At 61.7% G+C, this 21,734-nt stretch carries 18 protein-coding genes; 7 read left to right on the forward strand and 11 right to left on the reverse strand.

The window, feature by feature from the left end:
* From NR164_RS09495 to NR164_RS09520, 6 genes are all read right to left on the reverse strand, one after another.
* Positions 1–1,611 (reverse strand): gamma-glutamyltransferase family protein, encoded by a 1,611-nt coding sequence (locus tag NR164_RS09495; protein ID WP_046384097.1) that lies wholly within the window; start codon positions 1,609–1,611, stop codon positions 1–3.
* A gap of 22 nt (positions 1,612–1,633) precedes the next feature.
* Positions 1,634–2,413, reverse strand: a complete 780-nt coding sequence (locus NR164_RS09500; RefSeq protein WP_046384098.1) for an amino acid ABC transporter ATP-binding protein — start codon at positions 2,411–2,413, stop codon at positions 1,634–1,636.
* A gap of 2 nt (positions 2,414–2,415) precedes the next feature.
* On the reverse strand, positions 2,416–3,192 hold the full coding sequence (locus NR164_RS09505; RefSeq protein WP_046384099.1) for an amino acid ABC transporter permease: 777 nt from the start codon (positions 3,190–3,192) through the stop codon (positions 2,416–2,418).
* Between the two features lie 12 nt (positions 3,193–3,204).
* A complete protein-coding gene (locus NR164_RS09510) occupies positions 3,205–4,011 on the reverse strand; it encodes an ABC transporter substrate-binding protein (RefSeq protein WP_046384100.1) in 807 nt (268 codons plus the stop codon).
* A 74-nt stretch (positions 4,012–4,085) separates the two neighbouring features.
* The gene (locus tag NR164_RS09515) at positions 4,086–4,754 is read right to left on the reverse strand and encodes a GntR family transcriptional regulator (RefSeq protein ID WP_046384101.1); all 669 of its coding nucleotides are present in this window, start codon (positions 4,752–4,754) and stop codon (positions 4,086–4,088) included.
* Positions 4,755–4,972: 218 nt separating this feature from the next.
* On the reverse strand, positions 4,973–5,947 hold the full coding sequence (locus tag NR164_RS09520; protein ID WP_046483267.1) for a helix-turn-helix domain-containing protein: 975 nt from the start codon (positions 5,945–5,947) through the stop codon (positions 4,973–4,975).
* A 283-nt stretch (positions 5,948–6,230) separates the two neighbouring features.
* Between NR164_RS09520 and NR164_RS09525 the strand changes: the two genes are divergently transcribed.
* From NR164_RS09525 to NR164_RS09550, 6 genes are all read left to right on the forward strand, one after another.
* Positions 6,231–7,685, forward strand: a complete 1,455-nt coding sequence (locus tag NR164_RS09525; protein WP_057004871.1) for an aldehyde dehydrogenase — start codon at positions 6,231–6,233, stop codon at positions 7,683–7,685.
* 62 nt (positions 7,686–7,747) lie between these two features.
* Positions 7,748–8,311 carry a cytochrome b gene (locus tag NR164_RS09530; protein WP_046384104.1) on the forward strand — a complete coding sequence of 188 codons (564 nt, stop codon included), beginning with the start codon at positions 7,748–7,750 and terminating at the stop codon, positions 8,309–8,311.
* Positions 8,312–8,486: 175 nt separating this feature from the next.
* On the forward strand, positions 8,487–9,422 hold the full coding sequence (locus NR164_RS09535; protein WP_256822674.1) for a LysR family transcriptional regulator: 936 nt from the start codon (positions 8,487–8,489) through the stop codon (positions 9,420–9,422).
* A 171-nt stretch (positions 9,423–9,593) separates the two neighbouring features.
* A complete protein-coding gene (gene tcuA / locus NR164_RS09540) occupies positions 9,594–11,045 on the forward strand; it encodes an FAD-dependent tricarballylate dehydrogenase TcuA (RefSeq protein WP_256822675.1) in 1,452 nt (483 codons plus the stop codon).
* Positions 11,032–12,189, forward strand: coding sequence for a tricarballylate utilization 4Fe-4S protein TcuB (tcuB, locus tag NR164_RS09545; protein ID WP_102618917.1), 1,158 nt, complete (start codon positions 11,032–11,034; stop codon positions 12,187–12,189). Before tcuA ends, tcuB begins: the two co-directional genes overlap by 14 nt.
* Positions 12,190–12,239: 50 nt before the next feature.
* Entirely contained in the window at positions 12,240–13,535 is a 1,296-nt protein-coding gene (locus NR164_RS09550; RefSeq protein WP_104903574.1) for an MFS transporter, read from the forward strand.
* A 27-nt stretch (positions 13,536–13,562) separates the two neighbouring features.
* Here the strand turns inward: NR164_RS09550 and NR164_RS09555 are convergent, their stop codons facing one another.
* The 5 genes from NR164_RS09555 to NR164_RS09575 form a co-directional block, all read right to left on the reverse strand.
* Positions 13,563–15,236 carry a methyl-accepting chemotaxis protein gene (locus NR164_RS09555; RefSeq protein WP_256822676.1) on the reverse strand — a complete coding sequence of 558 codons (1,674 nt, stop codon included), beginning with the start codon at positions 15,234–15,236 and terminating at the stop codon, positions 13,563–13,565.
* A gap of 81 nt (positions 15,237–15,317) precedes the next feature.
* Complete coding sequence (locus NR164_RS09560) at positions 15,318–16,571, reverse strand: OprD family porin (RefSeq protein ID WP_046384112.1); 1,254 nt, start codon at positions 16,569–16,571, stop codon at positions 15,318–15,320.
* Between the two features lie 91 nt (positions 16,572–16,662).
* Positions 16,663–17,967 carry a CitMHS family transporter gene (locus NR164_RS09565; protein WP_046384113.1) on the reverse strand — a complete coding sequence of 435 codons (1,305 nt, stop codon included), beginning with the start codon at positions 17,965–17,967 and terminating at the stop codon, positions 16,663–16,665.
* A gap of 129 nt (positions 17,968–18,096) precedes the next feature.
* Positions 18,097–19,428 (reverse strand): C4-dicarboxylate transporter DctA, encoded by a 1,332-nt coding sequence (gene dctA / locus NR164_RS09570; RefSeq protein ID WP_046384114.1) that lies wholly within the window; start codon positions 19,426–19,428, stop codon positions 18,097–18,099.
* A 44-nt stretch (positions 19,429–19,472) separates the two neighbouring features.
* Positions 19,473–20,555 (reverse strand): 4-oxalomesaconate tautomerase, encoded by a 1,083-nt coding sequence (locus tag NR164_RS09575; protein ID WP_046384115.1) that lies wholly within the window; start codon positions 20,553–20,555, stop codon positions 19,473–19,475.
* A 167-nt stretch (positions 20,556–20,722) separates the two neighbouring features.
* Between NR164_RS09575 and NR164_RS09580 the strand changes: the two genes are divergently transcribed.
* The gene (locus NR164_RS09580; RefSeq protein ID WP_017846929.1) at positions 20,723–21,613 is read left to right on the forward strand and encodes a LysR family transcriptional regulator; all 891 of its coding nucleotides are present in this window, start codon (positions 20,723–20,725) and stop codon (positions 21,611–21,613) included.
* The last annotated feature ends 121 nt before the right edge of the window (positions 21,614–21,734 follow it).

Here is a 21,734-nt window from a genome sequence, read left to right on the forward strand (position 1 = left end):
TCACCACACGGCGATATGCGAATCCGTCCGCGGCTCGGTCCCCCCGCACAGCACGCCGCTGACCGGGTCGCGCAGAATGATCTGCCCACGCCCGTAGTCGGTCAGGTCGCTGTCGGTCTGCACCTTATGCCCGCGCCGCGCCAGTGCATTGACCAAGTCCCGCGAAGCGCCGTGCTCGATGCCGACCTTCATGTCGCCCAGCCATTGCCAGCGCGGTGCGTCCAGGGCCGCCTGGGGGTTGAGGCCGAAGTCCACCAGGTTCATCACCATCTGCACATGGCCCTGGGGCTGCATGTAGCCGCCCATCACGCCGAACGGTCCGAGAGCCTGGCCGTCCTTGGTGAGAAAGCCCGGGATGATGGTGTGGAAGGTTTTCTTGCCCGCGGCCAGGCAGTTGGCGTGGGCCGGATCGAGGCTGAATTCCTGCCCGCGATTCTGCAGGGCGATGCCGCTGTCGGGCAGCACCACGCCGGAGCCGAAGCCGTGGTAGTTACTCTGGATGAACGAAACCATATTGCCTTCGGCGTCCGCCGTGGCCAGGTATACCGTGCCGCTGGCGTGGGGGTCGCCGGGCTTGGGCGGCTGCGCCTGTTCACCGATCTGGCTGCGGCGGCGCGTGCTGTAGGCGTCGCTCAGCAGATCGGCCACCGCCACACGCATATGCTGGGGGTCGGTGATGTAGTGCAGGCCGTCGCTGTAGGCGAGCTTCATCGCTTCCAACTGACGGTGCCAGGTCTGTTGGCTGTCGCGGTGATCGAAGCTGAAGCCTTCAAGGATCTTCAGCGTCATCAACGCCACCAGCCCCTGCCCGCTCGGCGGAATTTCCCAGACGTCCACGCCGCGATAATTGATGTGGATCGGCGCCACCCACTGCGCGCGGTAATCCTTGAGGTCGCTGGCGCGCAGGTAGCCGCCGCTGGCGCGGGAGTGCGCGTCAAGGCGCTCGGCCAAGGCGCCGCGATAGAGGCTTTCGCAGCGGGTCGCGGCGAGTTCTTCCAGCGTGTGGGCCTGGGCCGGGTTGCGGAAGATCTGCCCGGCCTGTGGTGCGCGCCCGTCGATCAGGAACGTGTCGAACCAGGCGTCCAGCACCGCGTCGCGATGGGGGCTGAATTCATTCAGGGCGATCTGCCATTGATGGGCGACCACCGGCGACACGGGGAAACCGTCACGCGCCAGGCTGATCGCCGGTTGCAGCAGTTCGGCAAAGGGCAACTTGCCGAAGCGTTGCGACAGCTCCGCCCAGGCCGATGGACAACCGGGCACGGTGACCGGTGTCCAGCCGTACAGCGGCATCCGCTCATGGCCCGCCGCCTTGACCGCCTCGATCGTCAAGGCGGCCGGCGCGTGGCCGTTGCCGTTCAGGCCGTGCAACTGGCCCTTGCACCACACCAGGGCAAAGGCATCGCCGCCCAGGCCGCAGCCGGTGGGTTCCACCACGGTGAGCGCCGCCGCCGTGGCGATCGCGGCATCGATGGCATTGCCGCCCTTTTGCATGATCTCGATCCCGGCCTGGGCGGCCAGCGGTTGGGACGCCGCGACCATGCCGCGACGGGCGAAGACGCTTTGGCGTTGCGACGGATAAGGGTACTCGTGAGCAGAAAATTTCAACATGGCAAAGGCTCTTCAAAAAAAGTCATAACACGCGGCTGAGAAAGGCTCGGGTACGCGGATGGCTGGGGTGGCTGAAGATCTGTTCCGGCGGGCCCTGCTCGATCAGTTCGCCCTGGTCGAGCACCACCACGCGGTCGGCCACTTCACGGGCGAAGCCCATCTCATGGGTGACCACCACCATGGTCATGCCCTCCTCGGCCAGTTCTTTCATCACCTGCAGCACTTCGCCGACGGTTTCCGGGTCGAGGGCGCTGGTGGGTTCGTCGAACAGCATCGCCTGGGGCTTCATCGCCAGCGCGCGGGCGATCGCCACCCGTTGCTGCTGGCCGCCGGAGAGCATCGATGGGTAATGGCTGGCCTTGTCCGCCAGGCCGACCCGCGCCAGCAGGCCACGGGCCTGTTCCAGCGCTTGCGCACGCGGCGTGCCGAGCACCTGGATCGGCGCTTCGATGATGTTTTCCAGCGCGGTCATGTGCGGGAACAGGTTGAAACGCTGGAACACCATGCCGATGTCGCGGCGCTGACGGGCGATGTTGCGCTCTGAATCGCGCACCAGGCTGCCGTCGCTGCGCTCGCGATAACCCATGGCGCGACCGTTGACGCGGATGCGTCCGCCCTGGATGTCTTCCAGCAGGTTGATGCAGCGGATAAAGGTGGTCTTGCCGGAGCCGGAGGCGCCGATCAGCACCACTACCTCACCACGGCGTACTTGCAGCGAGATGCCCTTGAGAATCGGCAATGTACCGAACGACTTATGGATATCCAGCGCTTCGATGATCAGTTCTTCACTTTGGTGCGCCATGGTTAACGTCCCCTCAGCAGTTTCAGGGTGCTGCGCCCGAACAGGCGGCTGGACGCCGTCGGCGGCGCGGTGGGCCGGTCGGACTGGCTGAAGCGCGTCTCCAGCCAGCGTTGGAAAAAGCCCCACAGTGTCGTCAGCGTCAAGAAGTAGAGGGCGACCACCAGGTACAGCTCAAATACGCGGAAGGTCGCCGAGGTGATCATCTGCGTACTGAGCAGCAGCTCCTGCACACCGATCACGCTGACCAGGGTGGTGTTCTTGAGCATCACGTTGAACTCGTTGCCCAGCGGCGGCACGATCACCCGGAAGGCCTGGGGCAGCACAATGCGCCGCATCAGCTTGGCGAAGCCCATGCCCAGGGAACGCCCGGCTTCGTATTGGCCCTTGTCCACCGCGCCGATACCGGCACGGATGATCTCGGCCATATACGCGCCTTCGTTGAGGCCCAGGGCGATGATGGCCGCCTGGATATTGCCGGGCACGATCAGGCCGAACAGCTCGATGTCCTCGAAGCGGAAAATCCCGCCCGCCGCCAATGCGGTGTACAGAAACACGATCTGCACCAGCAACGGCGTGCCGCGCATCAACCACACATAAAAGCGCACCGGCAGGTGCAACAGCGGGTTCTTCGACAAGCGCAGCAGCGCCGCCGCCAGCCCCAGCACGCAGCCGAGCAGCATCGCCAGCACGCTGATCAGGCAGGTCAACCAGAGCCCGGTGAGGTACACCCCGCTGGGCTGCAGCAGGTACTGCCAGAACACATCCCAATTGAAATTCATCGCAGGTTTGCCTCAGTCGAGTGTGTCGCTGCTGACATGCCATTTGTCCAGCAACCGCACATAGCTGCCATCGCTGCGCATGTCGCTGATGATCTGCTGCACGGCGGCGGTCAGTTGCGGGTCGTCCTTGCGCATGCCCAGGCCGGTGAGGATGCGACTGAACGCTGGCACGCCTTCCTGGAACAGGTCCGGGGCCATGGCCGCGTAGTAACCGGCGGTTTCCACGGTGGTGCCGTAGGCGTCGACCTGGCTGATGCGCAGGGCCTGGAACGCGTCGGTGTCGGTGTTGTAGACCACCAGCTTCATCGGTGGCTTGCCGGCCTTGGTCAGGCTGTCGTTCTGGGTGTCCAACAGGGTCTTGATGGTGGAACCGTTGAGCACCGCCACTTTGTGCGCGGACAGGTCATCCAGGGTCTTGATGCCCTTGGGGTTGCCCTTGGGCACCACCACCGACTGGCTGGAATACATGTAGTTGACGATGTCGATCACCTGTCGCCGTTCGGGCTTGTCGAACAGTTGATCGACAATCATGTCGCACTGCTGGGCGAGCAACGCCGGCACCAGCCCGGAGAACGGAATCACCCGCCACTGCACCTGTTTGTCGCCCAGGCGCTTGGCGATTTCCACGCCGAGGTCGACGGTGAGCCCACGCGGTTTCTGGGTTTCGTCGAAGGACACCAGGGGCGGTGAATCCATCCCCGAGCAGTAGATGAGCTTATCGACTTTCTGCAAACGCTCCGGCACCTGGGGCGCAGCGAAGGCCCATGGGGTACAGAGGCCGAGAGAGAGAGCCACCAGCAAGGCGCGGCGTTTATGCATGACCAGACACTCCAGTTCGTTGAATAACGGGGGCAGGACTCAACGTCAACACACAGGCGGGCTTGGGCCCGCTTCTATTGTTCCGATTGCAGGAATTGAATCAGCGCCGGCACGGTGCCTTCGATGTGCTCGCGCACCACGGCTTCGGCGCGCGCCGCGTCACCGGCACGGATGGCGTCGAGGATCACCGCGTGTTCCTGGCGCGCGCTGAGGGGTTTCTCACCGTGTTGCAACCACAAGCGCATGGGCGCCTCGACCAGTGAGTACAACGCCGAAATCTGCTTCATCAGCCGCGGCCGGCCGCTGAGGCTGCACAGGTATTCATGGAACGCGCGGTGCCGGCTGACCCACACGGCGCTTTCGTCGCGGTAGTCGTCCATTTCGTCCAGCAAGCGCTCCAGGGCCGCCAGTTGGCGCTCGCCGATACGACCGACCGCAACACGCACCGCCAGGCCTTCGAGGGCGCTGCGCATCTCGAAGACTTCGTGCAGCTCATCGATATCCAGGCCGCCGACGATGGCGCCGCGGTTGGGGCGCAAGGTCACCAGGCCCTGGGCATCCAGGCGGCGGAACGCTTCGCGCACCGGCATGCGGCTCATACCGATTTCACTGGCGATGTCTTCGGCAATCAGGCGGTCGCCCTTGCGGTAGCGGCCGCCGCAAATGGCATTGAGCAGGAAGTTGTAGGCCTCTTCCTCGGCAGTCAGGGGCTGACGGTCAACGTAAGCGGGGGCAAATTGCATTCGGCGGTACCTTTGCATTTTTGTATCCAATTATCCATAAATTCAAAAATGCACGAGGCGTGCCAGGTTCTGGCCTGTCGACTTAAGTGATTGATTTAGATGTAGTCGTCGGATACTTCGCAGTCGCCCATCCGATCCTGTCCAGACGATGTGCTACTAAAGAGGACAGTCCATGCACTATCCGTGAGCAGATCGGCAGCACCGTAACAACTGGATCGTCAGGCCCGCGCGCAGACGGCGATGGCGGCACGTGCGGTGTGCGACGGTAACTCGGCGAACAGCGCGTGGTACTCCGCGGCGAAATGGCTGAGGTGATAGAAGCCCCATTGGGCAGCAATATCGCCGATCGATAGCTCCGACGCGCGGGTGGACATCAAGGTCCGGCGCACACCGTTGAGCCTCACGGAGCGCAGGTAGTTCAGGGGCGTGGTCTCGGCGACCGCGCGAAAGCTGTTCTGCACGGTGCGCCGACTGACTTGCAGGCGCTGGCACAAGTCGTTCACGCTGGGCACGCTGTTCAACTGCGCCGTCGCCAGACGGTGGCATTTCTCGACGATGAAACTGCCCGTGGAACTTGGGCTGCGTTGCTGCTTGTCACAGGCCGGGTCGGTCAAGAGTTGCAGCAGTTCGCCAAGCATGGCCTGTTCCAACGCCTGCTCCCGCTCGCGATCTCGCGTGCTGTCGAGCGCTTCGTGCATCAGGGCCTGGGAGAACATCGCCAGCAAGCGCCGACGAGCGCCGGCAACGCGCTGCGTGGACACGCTGATCACCGGCTGACGCAGCAACTGGCCGACCTCCTTCGCCGACGCCGTTTGCGCCAGTGCCTGCTCGAACAATTCACGCTCGAACGTGATGGACAACAACTCCATGCCCATCGGCATATGGAACATGAACTCCTCGCCACCGTGAAGGAAGAACAGGCTGCTGTCGTCCACCTCCCGCCCTTGCATCCGAACCGAACCCGGCACGGTGATCGGCACGGCAAAACACATCTTGCCTCGCGGCGCCGCGCCGTGTTGCACGACGCGCTGGTTAATCTGCTCGCGAAACACATGGCAACCGGCAGTCGACAGTTGCATGAGCGAACTCTCAGCCGAACCCGCGGTTAATTGACTGTAGTCCTGGCTCCATTCCTCGATGGTGGCCGCATGCACATGGATATCTTGAAAGTGGCTGATGAGCGGGTTTTTCATGGTGCCGAAAGCCTCTGCCAATATTCTTTTTTTTTGAGCATTCTTCCCGGCGATATTCGCACATAGCGCAAAACCTGCACATTCCTTTGTGCACGCCTCAATTCGCGGGGCGGCGCGCTCACGGCAGCCGTCTCAAGTGCCAATTCGGGCTAACGGCAAGCGGCGCGCCATAGGGATGATCGGCATACCTGAATCCTTGCACTGCGCGGATGCCCCGCGAGGCACTGGCCTCCTTCAAGGCTTGAGCGGTTCACACCGGTCCTCCATCACTTAGGCCTCAAACATGACTGAACATTTGAATCACTTCATCGCCGGCACTGGCGTCGAAGCCTCCGACGGCCGGCGCATTGCCCTGGTCAACCCCGTGACAGAACAGGTGTACGGCAGTTGCGCACGCGGCACGGCCGAAGACGTGGACCGCGCCGTGGCCGCCGCGCAGCGCCAACTCGAACATGGCGCCTGGCGCCAGCTCGATGGCGCCCAGCGCGGGCGGCTGCTGGTGAAACTGGCAGACCTGGTAGAGCGTGACACCGACGTGCTGGCCGACCTGGACGCCGACGCCATCGGCCGTTCGCCGCTCGAACCGCGCCGGCTGGACGTCCCCAACGCGGTCGCCAACCTGCGTGCCGCCGCCGGCTGGGCCAACCAGTTGGAGGGGCGCACCATTCCCACTGGCGGCTACTTCGGCACCAAGACGCTCTCGTACACAGTCCGCGAGCCGGTGGGCGTAGTCGGTGCGATCGTGCCCTGGAACTCGCCGCTGATGATCACCGTCTGGAAACTCGCGGCGTTGCTCGCCGCCGGCTGCACCGTGGTCATCAAGCCTTCGGAAGAAACGCCGCAGTCCGCCCTGCACCTGGCCGCGCTGGCTCAGGAAGCGGGTTTCCCCGATGGCGTGATCAACGTGGTCACCGGCTACGGCGCCGAGGTGGGCCGTGCGCTGTGCGAACACCCGCACGTCGCCAAGATCAGTTTCACCGGCAGCCCCGAGGCGGGACGCGAGATCCAGCGTACCGCGGGCGTGTTGTTCAAGCACGTGGCATTGGAGCTGGGCGGCAAGAGCCCGCAGATCGTCTTCGACGACGCGCCCTTTGACGACGCGCTGCGCGGTTGTGCCCTCGGGTTGTTCGCCAACCAGGGCCAGGTCTGTGCCGCCGGCTCGCGCATTTTGGTGCAGCGCGGCATTGCCGAGCGTTTCGCCGCAGCGCTGGCCGAGGCGGCGCGAGCGGTCAAGGTCGGCGATCCGCGCGAACCCGGCGTACAGATGGGCCCGGTGGCCAAGAAAGCGCAATTCGATCGCGTCAACCGCTACATCCAACTGGGCATCGAACAAGGCGCTTCTCTGCTGGCCGGTGGCGTTTCGACGCCTGAGCGCGGCTGGTTTGTGCGGCCGACGATCTTCGCCAACGCCAACAACGAGATGGCGATCGCCCGCGACGAAATCTTCGGCCCCGTCGGCACCGTGATCACGTTCGACAGCGAAGACGAGGCTGTCGCACTGGCCAACGATTCCACCTACGGCCTGGCCGCCACGGTGTGGACCACCGACCTGGCGCGCGCGCATCGCGTGGCTGCGGCGGTGAAGGTCGGCGCCGTGGGTGTCAACTGCTGGAGCCCGCTGGATGCCAACCTGCCCTGGGGCGGTGTCAAGACCAGTGGCATCGGACGCGAGGGCGGTTTCGGCGGCGCGATGGCCTACACCGAGGAGAAGGTCATCACCGTGCTGCTGCCCACCTGAAAAAAACCGGGCCTGATCGCCCCGCCGCCGCTGAGGCCTTTGATACCCATGGAGAGACCACGATGAACCCGACTGACGAACAGAGCACCGATCGGTATCCGACGTCCCTGCGCATGTTGCATTGGCTGCGCGCCGCACTCGTCGCCGGCCTGCTCTGGGCCGGCTGGCATATGACCGGCATGCCTGACGAAGTGGCAAGCAAGTTCGAGCTCTATTACCCCTGGCACAAGTCCTTCGGGGTGCTGACGTTCCTGGTGGTGCTGGTTCAGATCGCCCTGCGGTTGCACAGCCCCAGGCTGCCACAGCCGCCGGGAACGCTGGCGAAGCATGAGCGGTTTGTGTCGAGACTGGCGCAACGCGTGATGTATGCGCTGCTCGTGATCGTGCCGCTGATGGGTTACTCGATGTCGAGCACCTACACGATGAGCGACGGGGTGTTCTTTTTCGGGATCAACCTGCCGGAGCTGCTGGCGAAAAATGACGACTGGTTCGTCGTCTTCCAGTGGCTGCACAAGGTACTTGCGTATACCTTGCTCGGGCTGATCCTGTTGCACATCGCCGGTGCGCTCAAGCACCGCTTCTACGACAAAGACCCTCGTAGCGACGTGCTGCGCCGCATGTTATGAATTGGCGCACGCCAACAACGCCGGCCAGCAGCGAACCCAACGCCGGAAGTTGACTGCCGACGCGTTACCTCTCAGGCTGACCACGCGCCGCCTCGCCCGCTCGGTGCGTGGTGGCTGACGTTCCCCGACCCACCGTTACACAGGCAGGTACTCATTTGAAGTGGAGCAGTAACGCGTGGAATTAAGACAACTGCGCTATTTCGTCAACATTGTCGAACACGGCAGCCTGGGCCGCGCAGCCCTTGAGCTGGACGTGGGCGTGTCGGCGCTGAGCCAGCAGATCGCCAAACTCGAAAGCGAACTCTCGACCCGCCTGCTGAACCGCACGACCACCGGCGTCACACCGACCCCGGCCGGCATGGCGTTCCTGCACCATGCGCAGTTGTGCTTGAGGCAAGCCGAGAATGCGATCCTGGCGGCACACCGTGGAAGGATGAGCGGGTATGTCACCGTGGGCTTGCCGCCCACCACGGCCACGGTGCTTGCCCTGCCCTTGATCAATGCGATGCGCGCGCGGTATCCGGATATTCAGTTGCACCTGATCGAGATGCTGTCCGGGCATCTGGCCACGCAACTCAATGCCCGGCAGATCGATCTGGCCATTTTGTTTCAACTTGAAGGGGGCAAGCGCTGGAGCGTGACGCCGCTGCTTGACGAGAAACTGTTTGTCATCTGCTCGCCGCACTTGCCGGATGCCCCGCAAGGAAGCTCTGTGCAAATGGCGGACCTGGGGCAACTGCCACTGGTGATGCCGAGTGCGCAACACGGTTTGCGCTCAACGCTGATGGCGGCGTTCGAGCGGTCGGGGTTGACGCCCAACATCATCATGGAGGTGGATGGCCTGGCCGTGTTGATGAACGCTGTACGCGCCGGCCACGCGGCCACCATCCAGCCCGGCGCGGCGGTGGCGCTCAAAGGCGAGTCGGGGCTTTCGGTGGTGGAAATCGCCGATGCTCATGTCGGCCGGCGAAACCTGTTGGCGACACTGCCGGATGATGAGCTGGCGCCCGCGGCACTCGCGGCGCGGCTGGTCATCACCGATGTGGCGCGGCAGTTGGTGATCGATCATCAATGGCCGGGCGCCTCGTGGATCGAAGACGTCACGCCCTGATCTCCAGCCGCCCTCGCCCGCGCTTCAGGGCCAGCGGCAACCCGCAAAGCCTTTACGAAAACTAAACACCCCAACCGCTAACGCGCCTTTCGACCCAACGCTCGCTGCCCTAAGGTCTCGCCACTCGCGAGGAGCCCTTCGTTCACGCCTCCTCGCGATCGAGGAGTGATGATGATCGACGTATTAGTCATTGGCGGCGGCAATGCCGCCTTGTGCGCGGCGTTAATGGCCCGAGAGGCCGGCGCCAGCGTGATGTTGCTTGAAGGCGCGCCCAAAGCCTGGCGCGGCGGCAACTCGCAACACACCCGCAACCTGCGCTGCATGCACGACGCGCCCCAGGATGTATTGGTCGAGGCCTACCCCGAAGAGGAGTATTGGCAGGATCTGCTGAAAGTCACCGGCGGGATGACCAACGAGAAGCTCGCTCGTCTGGTCATCCGCGCCTCATCGAACTGCCGTGACTGGATGCGCGCCCATGGCGTGCATTTTCAGCCGTCGTTATCCGGCGCGCTGCATGTCGCGCGCACCAACGCGTTTTTCATGGGCGGCGGCAAGGCGTTGGTGAATGCGTATTACCGCAGCGCCGAGCGGTTGGGCGTGAACATCCGCTACAACGCGCAAGTGACCGACATCGAATTGAACGGGGGAACATTTGTCGCGGCCCACCTGAGCGCGCGCGATGCCGAAGGGCAACGTCTGCCCGCCGAACGTATCCAGGCCAGGACGTGCGTGCTGGCGGCGGGCGGGTTCGAATCCAACCGCGAATGGCTGCGTGAAGCGTGGGGGCAAAACGAGCGCGGCGAGTGGCCTTCGGACAACTTTCTGATTCGCGGCACACGCTTCAATACCGGCGTACTGCTGCGGCGCATGCAGCAACTGGGCGCCGATTTTATCGGCGACCCGACCCAGGCGCACATGGTGGCCATCGACGCCCGCGCACCGTTGTATGACGGCGGCATCTGCACGCGTATCGATTGTGTATCGCTGGGCGTGGTGGTCAATCGCGACGGCGAGCGCTTCTATGACGAGGGCGAGGATTTCTGGCCCAAGCGCTATGCGATCTGGGGGCGCCTGGTCGCGGGGCAGCCCGGTCAACAGGCCTATTCGATCATCGACCAACAGGCCACCGGTCGGTTCATGCCGCCGGTGTTTCCGGGCACCAAAGCCAACTCGCTGGAAGACCTGGCGCGCCAGCTGAAGCTCCCGGTGGCGCCATTTGTCAGCACCATCCAGGCCTACAACGCGGCCTGCCGCGTCGGTACGTTCGACCACACCGCCCTGGACGATTGCCGCACCGAAGGTTTGACGCCCGCCAAAACCCATTGGGCCCGCCCATTGGTCAAGCCCCCCTTCTGCGCCTACCCGCTCAAGCCGGGCGTGACCTTCACCTATTTAGGCCTCGCCACCGACGCTACCGCCGCCGTTCGCTTCAACGGCCAGGCGAGCCCGAACCTGTTCGTTGCCGGAGAAATGATGGCTGGCAACGTATTGGGCAAGGGCTACACCGCCGGCATCGGCATGGCCATCGGCACCGCATTCGGTCGCATTGCCGGCGTGCAAGCCGCCGCCGCGGCCGGTTTCATCACCCGTTCATCCCAGGAGCCGCAACATGCAGCTGTTTGATCCCAAGGCGCCGGGCACGCTGATTCCCGTCCTCAACCTTGATGAAAGCGAAGTCCAGCGACAAATGACGGTCTGCAATGCCTGCCGTTATTGCGAGGGCTTCTGCGCGGTATTCCCGGCCATGACCCGACGCCTGGAATTTTCTCAGGCGGACATCCATTACCTGGCGAACCTTTGCCATAACTGCGGCGCGTGCCTGCATGCTTGCCAGTACGCCGCACCGCATGAATTTGCGATCAATGTGCCCAAGGCCATGGCCAAAGTCCGCCTCGACACGTATGCCGAGTACGCCTGGCCGCAAGCGATGGGCACGTTATACCGGCGCAACGGGCTGACCCTGGCGCTGGCATCCGGCGCGGGGCTGGCGCTGTTCCTCTGCCTGACGTTGATGATGATGGGCAATCTGTTCACGGCAATGCCCGGGGGGAATTTCTACGGGATCTTCCCGCATAACACGCTGGCGCTGATGTTCGGCGCAGTGTTTGGTTTCGCGGTGCTTGCGTTGGCGATCGGCGTGCGGCGCTTTTGGCGCAATGTCTCGCCGGTCGAGGCCTCCCGCGAGCAAACAACGTCGGCGGCCCTGGAAGCGAGCGCCAATGTGGCCACGCTCAAGTACCTGGATGGTGGCCACGGCGAGGGCTGCAATAACGCCGATGATCGATTCACCTTGTGGCGGCGGCGCTTCCATCACTTCACCTTCTACGGCTTCATGCTGTGCTTCGCCGCCACCGGCGTGGCCACGCTCTACCATTTCCTGCTGGGCTGGTCGGCGCCCTACCCCGTCTTGAGCGTGCCGGTGATGCTCGGCATCGTCGGCGGGTTCGGGTTGCTGGTCGGCCCGGCGGGGCTCTTGTGGTTGAACCTGCGGCGCAACGCCGAACACGGCGATGAACAGCAGAAACCCATGGATCGCGGCTTCATCGCGCTGCTGTTTCTCGTCAGCGCCAGCGGCCTGGCACTCCTGGCGTTTCGCGAAAGCATGGCCCTGGGCCTGTTGCTGGCGATCCATCTCGGTTTGGTCATGGCTTTTTTCCTGACCATGCCCTACAGCAAATTCGCCCACGGCATCTTCCGCAGCGCCGCGCTGCTCAAGTACTCCATCGAAAAACGTCAACCCAACCCCACCAACGCCGCAAGCGACTGATCGTCAAGACCGTCATTCCAAAAACAAGATTGATCACCACGGTAGCCATAATGAAAACAACAACACAAAACACCCCGTCCAAGGGTTCAAAACTGGGCGCCATCCTGCGGGTCACCAGCGGCAACTTTCTCGAACAGTTCGACTTCTTTCTGTTCGGGTTCTACGCGACCTACATCTCCCAGACGTTCTTTCCTGCCACTAGCGAGTTCGCTTCGCTGATGATGACCTTCGCCGTATTCGGCTCCGGGTTCCTGATGCGTCCGCTGGGCGCTATCGTGCTGGGGGCGTACATCGACAAGGTGGGACGGCGCAAGGGCCTGATCGTAACGCTGTCGATCATGGCGGCCGGGACGGTATTGATTGCACTCGTGCCCGGCTACGCCAGCATCGGAGTGGCAGCACCGGTATTGGTGTTGATGGGACGACTGTTGCAGGGCTTCTCCGCCGGGGCGGAGATGGGGGGCGTTTCGGTGTACCTGGCTGAAATCGCCACGCCGGGCCGCTGCGGGTTCTACACCAGTTGGCAATCGGCCAGCCAACAAGTGGCGATCATTCTTGCGGCAGCGCTGGGTTACACGATCAACGCGTCCATGGCAGCCGCCGAGGTAGCTGCCTGGGGCTGGCGCATCCCGTTCTTTATCGGCTGCGTGATCATCCCGTTCATCTTCATCATTCGCCGTTCGTTGCAGGAAACCGAGGCGTTCAAAGCACGCAAGCATCACCCAACGGCCAATGAAGTGTTCCGCTCAATGCGCGACAACTGGCGCACGGTACTGGCTGGCGGTCTGTTGGCGTCGATGACCACCACCACGTTCTACCTGATCACCGTCTACACCCCGACTTTCGGCCGTTCGGTACTGAACCTGAGCACCACCGACAGCCTGGTGGTCACGCTCTTCGTCGGCCTGAGCAACTTCATTTGGTTGCCCATCGGCGGCACACTCTCCGACCGTATCGGCCGGCGCCCGTTATTGCTGGCGATCTCTTTGTTGTGCCTATGCACCGCTTACCCCGCCATGCATTGGCTGGCCGCCGCGGCCAGCTTCGAACGACTTCTCAGCGTGCTGCTGTACTTCTCGTTCTTCTTTGGCATTTACAACGGCGCAATGGTTGCCGCGCTGACTGAGGTGATGCCGCAGAACGTCAGGGTCGTCGGGTTCTCCCTGGCGTTCAGCTTGGCGACTGCAGTGTTTGGCGGCTTTACACCCGCCGTATCCACCCTTTTGGTGCAAGTAACCGGCGATAAGGCATCACCGGCCTACTGGCTGATGTTTGCGGCGTTATGCGGGTTCACGGCGACGACGATCTTGTATCGCAAGCAAAACGCGGTGACGGTCAACGCCTGATAAGCGCGGTATCCCTGCAGGGCAGCCTCAGATTTTGAATTGCCCCAGCAAGCCTTGCAGGCGGCTGCCGATCGCATACAACTCGTCGACGGTCTGGACGCCCTGCTGCGTCTGGTTGGCAACCGCGTCGATGGCGCGTGCGATCTGATGCACTCCGCGGTTGATCTCTTCAGCCACCGCGGTTTGCTCCTCCGCGGCACTTGCGATTTGCGCGTTCATTGCATTGATCGTGGCGATCAGCTCGACCGTGTTGCCCAGAAACTCACCCGCCTGGTCGGCCTCGGCATTAGCGCCCTGGGCGGCTTCGGTAGATTGGTGCATGGCCGTGACCACCCCGCCGGTAGCGCTCTCCAGACGCTCGACCATCGCTTGGATTTCCTGGGTACTGCGCTGAGTGCGACTGGCTAACGCCCTCACTTCATCGGCAACCACGGCAAACCCGCGCCCGGCCGCACCGGCACGCGCGGCTTCGATGGCCGCATTGAGGGCTAAAAGGTTGGTCTGTTCGGCAATCGAGCGAATGACGTCCAGCACGGTGACGATAGACGTCACGTCGTTTTGCAGATTCTGCATCGACAGGCCACTCTCATCCAGCTCGACCGTCAGTGCCTGAATGCGCGCAATACTGCCGTTGACGATCTGCCTGGCGTGACGGGACTGCCTGTCGGTCTCGACCGCTGCGTTTGCCGCATTGTGCGCGCTGGCCGAGACTTCCTGCGCCGCCGATGACATCTGGTTTATCGCCGCGGCCACTTGGTCGGTTTCCAGGCGCTGCCGATCCATGGCCCGGTCAATCTGCCGGCTCTGCTCGGCCACATGGCTGACAGACCCGGTCAACTGTTCGCTCATCGCGACGATCTGGCTGACCAGGCTGTGAATCTTTTCGATAAAGGCATTGAACGAACCGGCCAGTTGCCCCAGTTCGTCGCGACTCACAAGCGGCAGCCGCCGCGTCAGATCCCCTTCGCCCGCGGCGATTTCATCGAGGTGAGCGCGGATCAAGGTCAAGGGTCGTAAGCTGCGCTTGACCAGCAGAAGCGCGAGTGCCCCGATGATGCCGATCAGCGCGGCAGCGATAAGCGCAATGCTGAGCATCAAGTGGTGTATGCGCAGCTCGACATCGGCCCGCACGTTGGCGACCTGGGTTTCAATGCTGTCCAGATTGACCGCGGTGACGACAACCATGTCCCACTTGGGCAAATAGAAACTGTAAGCGAGCTTGGGCACCACCTTATCGGTGTTGACGACCCCACCCGAATAGGTAACGAAGTGCGTTTTGTTTTTGGCCGCTTCGACCATCTCGCGGTTCAGGTACTTCCCGTTGATGTCTTTGCGATCACTCATGTTGGTGCCGACGCCTTCGCTGCTGTCACCGCGAAACAGGCGCACGACCTGACTGTCATAGCCGATGAAATACCCGTCATCGCCATACTTCACGTTGGACAGTCGGCTGATTGCCAAGGCTCGGCCGGAAAGGTCCCCGGCAGCCGCCCGCTCATACAGTTCGGTGATGGACGTCTGAGCGATGCTCGCGTAATCCTTGAGTCGGGTGCGGCTTTCCTCGAGCAGCCGCTCACGGGTCTGTGCGACTTCCTGCTCGGCCTGGGCCTGCAACGTGCTGCGCGCGCTCAACCCTAAAACCAGCGCAAACAACAGCACCGGCAATAAGGTCAGCAACAGTATTTTGGTTTTGAACGACATTATTTGATTCCTTCACCCCGATCCTATGAAGCCGCCGATGCAAAAGCGGCCCGCGAATGTCGCGTGGCCGCGAGCAGTGGATCACCAGAGCGCGATGTCGTAGGTGAAGTAGATCCGATTACTGTCACGACCACGGGAGAAATCCGAGCGGTAGACGTAATTGCGCAGCTTCACTCCCAGGCCTTTGAAGGTGCCTTGCTGCACCACATAGGCCAGTTCGGCATCGCGTTCCCATTCCTTGACCGTGGTGTTGGACTTACCGTCGTTACCGCTCAGGTAACGCGTGGAAAAGGTCAGGCCAGGGACACCCAGGGCGGCGAAGTTGAAGCCGTAGTTGAGCATCCAGGTCTTCTCGTCCTCTTCGATAAACTTACCGATACCGGCGTTGCTGAACGAATAGACGGTCGCGCCACTGATGTATGGCAACCCGGCATCCCCGCTGAGGGTCTGATACCCGCCACCGAAGGTATGCCCGGAAATGGCGTAGGACAGTTGCCCACTGAGCATGTTGTTATCGATCTTGCCGCCGTAGGCAGAGCCGCTATCGACACTGTTGAAGTAGCGCAAATCACTGGTCAGCACGCCGCCGCCCAAGGGTAGATCGTGCTGGATGCCGGCAAAATGCTGCCGGTAGAAGTTCTCCAGTTCGCCGTAGAAGTAACTCAAGCGAAGGTTTTTCCCCAGCTTGTATTCTCCGCCGGCATAACTGAAGTCCCCGGATTCAGCGCCGCTATAGCCGTCGGGCACAATCGGCATGCTGTCGGTGGAGTCACGCAGCTTGAATCGATCGAGGTGGCCCCCGGTGAGGCTGAGGTTCTCGATGTCGAGGCTGTTGATCTGTGCGCCTTGGTAGGTTTGCGGCATCAGACGCGCATCGTTGTAGATCAGTACCGGTGTCTTGGGCAGCAAGGTCCCGTATTTGAGCGTGGTCTTGGCCAGTCGGGCCTTGGCGGTCATGCCCAGGCTGGCGAACTCGTCGGCCGCACGCCCGTCAGCGTGAACCGGCAACAAGCCTGTACCGCTGCGGCCACGTCCAGAGTCGAGCTTGACCCCGAGCAGGCCCAGGGCATCCACCCCAAACCCAACGGTGCCTGGGGTGAATCCCGACTGGTAATCCAGCAGGAATCCCTGGGCCCATTCGGTGCGTTCGCTCTTGGCGGTCCTGGCCGATCGGGCACTCAAGCCATGCTCGTCGCGAAAGTTTTCATTGAAATAGACGTTGCGCAATTGCAGCTTGAGCTTGCTGTCATCGATAAATCCTTCGGCGCTGGCACTGGCCAGCGGCAACAAACCAAGCAGTGAAAACAGCACCCGTTGGGTATGTACAGTGTTCATAGCAAACTACTCATTGTTGTTATTTGGCGTGCAGGAAATCGCGCGCCTCGCGGGTGAGGCGCGTCGGTGAAAAACAGGAGGTTGGGTTGAATCAGGTGAAGAGACTGATCGCCCCGGTCAACAAAGCCAGCACCGTGATGACCAATGAGGTGAGCACGGCCCACTTGACGGTGGCTTTCTGGAAATCGCCGATGTCGCGATCGACCATCCCGACCAACAACAGGGTCGAGGCGACCAACGGGCTCATCAGATGCACCGGTTGCCCCAGAATCGATGCGCGGGCGATCTCCAGCGGATCAATGCCGTAGGCCGCGGCGGCGTTGGCCAGGATAGGCACCACGCCGAAGTAGTAGGCATCGTTGGACAGGACGAACGTCAGCGGCATGCTGGTAACGGCCACGACCAGCGGGAACAGGTGCCCCCAGGACGGCGGAATCCAGTCAACCAGTGTCTGCGCGAGAGAATCGACCATCTTCGTGCCAGAGAAAATCCCGGCAAAGATGCCCGCGGCAAACACCAACAATACGACCGTCATGGCGTTGCCCGAATGGGCAAGGATGCGTTCCTTCTGAATGTCCAGTTGCGGATAGTTGATCATCAGCGCCAGGACGAACCCGATCAGGAACAGGATCGCGGAATGCATGATCCCCATCACCAGCGCGACCATCACCGCGATGACCAGCAGCAGGTTGACGTAGGCCAGTTTCGGGCGCTTGTGCGGCGTGTCCTCGAGTATTGCGTTGATGTAGCAGTTACCGCCGCCGCTCTCCAGTTGAATGTTACCGATGCGCTTGCGCTCGGCGCGGCCCAGCAGGAACGCGGTGAACACCACCCACATCGCGCCGCCGATCATGGTCGGCAGCAAGGGTACGAAGTAGGCCCCGGCATCCAGGCCCAGTGCCGCAATCGCGCGGGTCGCGGGCCCTCCCCAGGGGGTCATGCCGCTCATGATGCTCAGCGAAAGCATGGAAATGGTCGCCAGAATCATCGGGTTCATGCCGATGCGCTTATACAGCGGAAGCATGGCCGCGCAGGTGATCATGTAGGTGGTGGTGCCGTCACCGTCCAATGCCACCACCAGCGAAAGCAACGCGGTGCCGACAGCGATTTTCATCGGGTCGCCGTTGACGCGCTTGAGGATCTTGCGAATCAGCGGGTCAAACAGGCCGGCGTCGATCATCAAGCCGAAAAACAGGATCGCAAACAGCAGGAGCGCGGCCGACGGTGCGACCATTTTCAAGCCGTCGAGCATCATCTTGCCGGTAGTGCCGCCGAAGCCGCCAATCACAGCAAACACAATCGGAACCAGCGTCAGGGCGACAATCGGCGACAGCCGTTTAGTCATTATCAGGAAGGTGAAAACCACCACCATGGCCAAGCCAAGCAATGCGAGCATAAGTCAGTTCTCTTGTTCTTATAAGTAACGGGGCCGATGCACAGGCGCACGACTCCGCGCCCGCCAGTTGTGCCTGGCGGGGAGTGTTTATTTGAGGTGTTTAAGGTGTCTGGGCGCAGCCGCGACCGGTCAGACGCGGTCCGTGACCGTCACACCATCCCAGTCCGGGTTCTGGGCCTGGGCCGAGATGGCAATGGGGGAAGGTTTGCCGTCCAGCGTCCGCATCAGTACTTCGCGATCGCAGGCATTTTCCGAGAGGGACATCACCACAGTCGCCACCGCATTACTGGCCAGGCTGGTCAAGGCCCGGGCTTCCGACATGAAGCGGTCGATACCGATCAGCAGGGCAAGGCCGGCCAAGGGAATGTCGTGAATGACCGTCAACGTTGACGCCAGTGCGACAAAACCGGAGCCGGTGACACCGGCGGCGCCTTTCGAGGACAGCAGCATGATTGCCAGCATGGTCACGGTCTGGGTCAGGCTCAGGTCGATGTTGCAGGCCTGGGCAATGAACACCGCCGCCAGCGAGAGGTAGATCGCCGTACCGTCGAGGTTGAACGAGTAACCCGTGGGCAGCACCAGCCCGACCACGCCTTTGTTGCAACCCAGGGCCTGGAGTTTTTCCAACATCCGCGGCATTACCGGCTCGGTGGACGACGTGCCGAGGACCACCAGGAATTCTTCGCGCAAGTAGCGCAGCAACTTCCACAGACTGAAGCCATGCGCGCGGCAAATACTCCCCAGCACCACAAACACGAAGAATGCGCAGGCGATGTACAGCGTCATGATCAGCTTGGCCAACGAGCCCAACGAGGTAATGCCGTACTGCCCGACCGTGAACGCCAACGCACCAAAGGCACCGATCGGCGCGAAGCGCATCAGGTAGGAGAAGATCTTGAAGACCATGTGCGAAGCGGACTCCAGTACATCCAGTAGCGGCTTGCCGCGCTCGCCAATGGCCGAAAGCGCAAACCCGCACAGCACCGCAATGAATAGAACCGGCAGCACCTCACCTTTATTGAAAGCACCGATGAACGTGTCGGGGATGATGTGCATGAAAAACTCGACCACGCCCAGCTTCGCCGCAGAATCGGTGTAGTGCGACAGCCCCTTGGTGCTCAATTGGGTAGGGTCGATGTTCATGCCCACACCGGGCTTGAACAGATAGACCGCCACCAGGCCGATGATCAGGCTGATCACGGTCAGGCCCAGGAACAGCAACAGGGTCTTGCTCAACAAACGCCCGAGGGAGCGCTTGTCGCTCATGCCGGCGATACCGGTGACGATGGTGCAGAACACCACGGGAGCGATCATCATCTTGATCAGCTTGATGAAGGCATCACCCAGCGGCTTCAAGGCTATGGCCTGTTGTGACCAGAAATGCCCGACCAGCACGCCCAACAGCACGGCGAAGAGAATCTGGACGTAGAGCGATTTTACAAACTTCATGGCATCACCCATTTTTAGAATTGTGCTGATGCAGAAACGACAATGACTAAAGGACGTTATCCGGCAAGTCGTTGGGAAGCCGCGGCGTAGACATAACCGGAGAACAGCCTGCGCGATGTTCGCACTACCGAAGCGCGAATTGTCTCACCCTGAGCCCCGGTGTAGGACAGTACAACGTCTATTGCGCCACTGGGATGTTCAATTCGAACGTGTTTCAAGCGCGGTTCGCTCACCCCGCCAAGCAATTGAGCAATCACGCTGCCTTCACTGACGCACGCGGTGGCCAAGCCGATAGAGCCGGTAATCGCCAGTGCCCGGTGACAGTTGTGCGGCATGAAATAGCGCACCTGAAGGGTGCCGCCCGCCTTGGCCGGCGACACCAGTACGGGCTTGGGGATCACTTTATCACTGACGTCGCCCAACCCCATGGCCAGGCCGGCCTGCAGCCGCAGAGACTCCAGGCGCCCCAGGAAGGCTTTGTCGGCATCCAGTTCAGCAGGGCTTTCGTCCCCACGTTTACCCAATTGGCCAGCCTCGATGATCATCATCGGCATCGCCATGTCGATGCAGGTCATCGGGACACCGTCGATCAGGTCCTGAGTCTGCCCCGTCGGGAACAGCTTACCGGTTTTGCTGCCCGCGGCATCCAGGAAGGTCAGTTGCACGGGAGCGGCAGTCCCCGGCACGCCATCAATGGCGGTGTCGCCTTCGTAGCTGACGGTCCCCTCGGGAGTGTGTACGTCTGCGTTCACAAACGTCCCCGTGTTGAGGTTGCGAATACGCACACGCGTCAGGCCTTTAGACGCCTTGACCAGCCCCTGCTCGACCGCAAACGGGCCAACGGCGCAAAGCATATTGCCGCAATTGGGTGCGGTATCGACTCGGCGCTGGGAAACCATGACCTGCACGAACAAATAGTCGACATCCGCGTCCGGGTGCAGCGATGGGCTGACGATGGCGACCTTGCTGGTTTGCGGGCTCCCACCGCCAATGCCGTCAATTTCCAGCTCATGGCCGGAGCCCATCAGGTTGAGCAGCAGCTCATCACGCTGTTCGATCGCATCAGGCAGGTCCCAGGCGAGAAATACTGGCCCCTTGGACGTACCGCCGCGCATAAGCACACAAGGAATTCGTTGCATGACCACTGACTCTTATTGATCAATCGGGTTGATTAATGCTCTTGAGGCAAGAGTCGCAGGCTTTAAAAAATGTTTCCAATGCAAATATCAGCCTGATTATTGCGTTTAACGAATGACAAACCTAGGATGATTGAACGCCGCCGCCCTCTTCCATCGAGTTATAAAAAATGCAATATGAGCTAAATGACATACGATCGTTCGTGAAAATCGCCGAACTCGGGAGCTTCCACGAGGCTGCCGATGCATTGCACCTGTCCCAGCCGGCGCTGAGCCGGAGGATGAAAAAACTGGAGGAAGGCTTGGGAACAGCCCTTCTCGATCGCACCACCAGAAGGGTGAGTCTCACGAGCGTTGGTCGGGACTTTCTACCCAAGGCACGCCGCCTGCTGGACGACTTCGACGACTCGATACTCAACATCCGAGAGCTGGCAGAGCGACAGAGCGGACGGGTCACCCTTGCCTGCATCCCGACCGCAGCTTTCTACTTCCTGCCTTCGGTCATCCGCCTCTACAACGAGCGCTATCCGCAAATCCGTATCCGCCTGCTCGACCTCAGTGCCAACGAAGGCCTGGAGGCCGTGCTGCGCGGAGAAGCCGACTTCGGCATCAACATGATGAGCGGCCAGCACCCTGACATAGAATTTGTGCCATTGGTCGACGAGCCTTTTGTATTGGCGTGTCGACGCGATCATGAACTGGCGGAACGTAGCGCGGTGACCTGGTCTGAACTCAGCAATTACCGCTTGATCGGCGTCGGACGCCTGAGCGGCAACCGGATGTTGCTCGATCATGCGTTATCGGGCTTGAGCTGGCGCCCGCAGTGGTTCTATGAGGTGCAACACCTTTCGACGTCGCTGGGCCTGGTGGAAGCCGGCCTCGGCGTCTCGGCCGTGCCGAGCCTGGCGATGCCTGCCGTGGATCATCCGACGTTGGTCAGCATCCCGTTGATAGAGCCCATTGTGAACCGTTCATTGGGACTGGTTTACCGTCGTGGAGCCTCGTTATCTCCAGCGGCGGAGAAATTTGTTTCGATTCTGCTTGAGCAATGGGAGAAGTGAATGGGTTCTGCTGGCGAGCGGTGTGTCATTTACCGCGAGCGCCAGCCAAGTTGTGGTGTTTTTCGGTGAACTTGTGCCCTGCCCCGCCAGTCAGCTAACTGAACGCAACTCAACGGTGGGT

The sequence above is a fragment of the Pseudomonas sp. Pse79 genome, assembly GCF_024519615.1.
GTDB classification, from domain to species: Bacteria; Pseudomonadota; Gammaproteobacteria; order Pseudomonadales; family Pseudomonadaceae; genus Aquipseudomonas; species Aquipseudomonas veronii.